This window comes from Skermanella sp., from assembly GCF_059503625.1.
The window spans coordinates 1-3,012 of sequence record NZ_JCACHA010000284.1; the positions used below are offsets into that span (position 1 = coordinate 1).

Here is a 3,012-nt window from a genome sequence, read left to right on the forward strand (position 1 = left end):
TCACCAGCGTCGACTTGCCGCCGCCGGAGACGCCGGTGATGCAGGTGAAGGTGCCCAGCGGGATCTTGGTCGAGACGTCCTGAAGGTTGTTGGACCGGGCGCCGACGATCTCGACGAACTGGCCCTTGTGGCCCTTGCGCCGCTCGGCCGGCACCGGCACCGATCTCCGTCCGGTCAGGTAATCGGCGGTGATGCTGTTGGGGTTGGCCATCACCTCGTCCGGGGTCCCGGCGGCGATTACCTGCCCGCCATGCACACCGGCGGCCGGTCCCATATCGACCAGATAATCGGCGGCGCGGATGGCGTCCTCGTCGTGCTCGACCACGATCACGGTGTTGCCGATGTCGCGCAGCCGGCGCAGCGTCACCAGCAGGCGGTCGTTGTCGCGCTGGTGCAGGCCGATCGACGGTTCGTCCAGGACATAGAGCACGCCGGTCAGACCCGATCCGATCTGCGAGGCGAGCCGGATGCGCTGGCTCTCGCCGCCCGACAGCGATCCGGAATTCCGGCTTAGCGTCAGGTATTCCAGCCCGACATTGTTGAGGAAGCCCAGCCGCTCGTTGATCTCCTTCAGGATGCGGTAGGCGATCTCCTGATCCTTCGGGCGCAGATGCCCGTTCAGCTCGCCGAACCAGTTGCCGGCTTCCAGGATCGACATCTCCGTGACTTGGCTGATGTGCAGGCCCCTGATCTTGACCGCCAGCGCTTCCGGCTTCAGGCGGGCGCCCTTGCAGGCTTCGCAGGGCTGGCTGGACTGGTACTTGCTCAGCTCTTCCTTGACCCAGGAGCTTTCGGTTTCCTTCCAGCGCCGCTCAAGGTTGTTGACGATGCCTTCGAATGCCTTGTGCGTCTCGTAGCTGCGCAGGCCGTCGTCGTAGCGCATGGTCACGGGCTTGCCGGCGGAGCCGTACAGGATGCCCTGCTTCGCCTCCTCCGGAAGGTCTTCCCACGGCGTCTTCATGCCGACCTTGTAGTGCCGCGCCAGGCTCTCCAGCGTCTGCGCGTAGTATTGCGACGTGGAATTGGCCCAGGGCGCGACGGCGCCCTTCTCCAGCGACAGCGCCTCGTTCGGCACCACCATCATGGGGTCGAAATACAGCTTCTCGCCCAGCCCGTCGCACGACGGGCAAGCGCCGAAGGGATTGTTGAACGAGAACAGGCGCGGCTCGATCTCCAGGATCGTGAACCCGCTGACCGGGCAGGCGAACTTGGCCGAGAAGGTGGTGCGCTCAGCCGTGTCGGCGTTCTCGGCGAAGGCCAGACCGTCGGCCAGCCCAAGCGCCTGCTCCAGCGAGTCGGCGATCCGGTTGCCCAGACCCTCGCGCACGACGATCCGGTCGACGACGACCTCGATATCGTGCTTCAGCTTCTTGTTGAGGGCGGGAGCCTCGTCGATCTCGTACATTTCTCCATCGATCTTGACGCGCTGATAACCGCGCTTGGAGAGGTCCTGAAGCTCCTTCCGGTACTCGCCCTTACGTCCGCGCACGATGGGTGCCAGCAGCAGCAGGCGGGTGCCTTCCGGCAACTCCATGATCCGGTCCACCATCTGGCTGACCGTCTGGCTCTCGATCGGCAGGCCCGTGGCGGGAGAGTAGGGGATGCCCACGCGCGCGTAGAGCAGGCGCATGTAGTCGTAGATCTCGGTCACCGTCCCGACGGTCGAGCGCGGGTTGCGCGACGTGGTCTTCTGCTCGATCGAGATCGCGGGCGACAGCCCCTCGATCGAGTCCACGTCGGGCTTCTGCATCAGTTCCAGGAACTGGCGCGCATAGGCCGACAGGCTCTCGACGTAGCGGCGCTGCCCTTCGGCGTAGATCGTGTCGAACGCCAGCGAGGACTTGCCCGACCCGCTCAAGCCGGTGATGACCACCAGCTTGTCGCGCGGCAAATCCACGTCGACATTCTTCAAATTATGTTCCCGTGCGCCGCGGACGATGATAGATTTGTTCATGAGATGTTCTATATCAGGAAGGCGTGGCCGTGTGAAGCCGCAAACCCCAGACATATGTGCGACGCGGGATGAAATTGCTACATCTTCGCTCGCAAAACATGTCGGGCTGCGCTATCGGGGCGCCGTTGCGTTTGTCGCGACGCCCGCTTACGGTAGGGACGAATACGCGCCACCGGCGGATCAGGAGTAGGATTAGATGAACGTATGGACTTTCAGCGGCCGCGTCGGCGCCGATGCGGAACTGAGGACCACCCAGAGCGGCGAAAAGGTGCTGAGCTTCCGGGTGGCGAACGATATCGGGTTCGGCGACCGCAAGACCACGCAATGGGTCGATTGCTCCTACTGGGGCAAGCGGGCTGAGGCCGTCTCCAGCTATGTCCGCAAGGGCGACAAGATCACCGTCAGCGGCGAAGTGAAGCTCGAAGAGTTCCAGCGCCGCGACGGTACGGCGGGCTCCAAGCTGGCCGTCCGCGTCAACGATCTCGACCTCGCCGCCCGCAGCGAAGGCGGCGGCGGTGGCGGCGGTGGCCGCGACTACGAGGCCGGCGGTGGCGGCGGCTACGGCGGCGGCGGCGGTGGCGGCGGCGGTTACGGCAACGACCGTGACGGCGGCAGCCGTGGCGGCTCGGGCGGCGGTGGTGCCGGCCGGGGCGGCGGCAAGCCGGCTTTCGACCAGGACCTGGACGACGAAATCCCGTTCTGAGTCGAAGCCGACAGCACGAAGCTTCAATCCGGAAAAGGCGCTGGAATGCATCTCCAGCGCCTTTTTTGTCGATCGAAAGCCGCTTCCCCACGGAACGCCAGCTTGTCACGATGGGTCGGCTGAGTTACATAATTCGCCGTTATGTAACGTGTAGGGTACAAATGCCAAGAGAAGCATTGCTGACGCTGGATGAGCATGAGCTGATGGCGCGTCTTGGAAGCCGGCTTCGATTGGCTCGCCTCCGACGTAATATGTCGCAGGAAGAATTGGCTCGGCGTGTATCGACGACACGCAAGACGATCGGCATATTGGAAATGGGAGGTGCTTCCGCCTCCATCGGCTTGCTGCTGAAGAT

General features: G+C 64.0%; 3 protein-coding genes. 2 read left to right on the forward strand and 1 reads right to left on the reverse strand.

Going from position 1 to position 3,012, the window contains the following annotated elements; translation table 11 throughout:
- Positions 1-1,954, reverse strand: a 1,954-nt coding sequence (gene uvrA, locus AC5JJ6_RS06600; RefSeq protein WP_496041274.1) for an excinuclease ABC subunit UvrA, incomplete at its 3' end; no start/stop codon positions are given.
- Between the two features lie 196 nt (positions 1,955-2,150).
- Between uvrA and AC5JJ6_RS06605 the strand changes: the two genes are divergently transcribed.
- Positions 2,151-2,657, forward strand: coding sequence for a single-stranded DNA-binding protein (locus AC5JJ6_RS06605; RefSeq protein ID WP_496041275.1), 507 nt, complete (start codon positions 2,151-2,153; stop codon positions 2,655-2,657).
- A gap of 203 nt (positions 2,658-2,860) precedes the next feature.
- On the forward strand, positions 2,861-3,012 hold a 152-nt coding region (locus AC5JJ6_RS06610; protein ID WP_496041276.1), incomplete at its 3' end, for a helix-turn-helix domain-containing protein.

Bases quoted from the DNA above. Each gene is read 5' to 3' on its own strand.
- AC5JJ6_RS06605 (WP_496041275.1), top strand. From the start codon at position 2,151: ATGAACGTATGGACTTTCAGCGGCCGCGTCGGCGCCGATGCGGAACTG.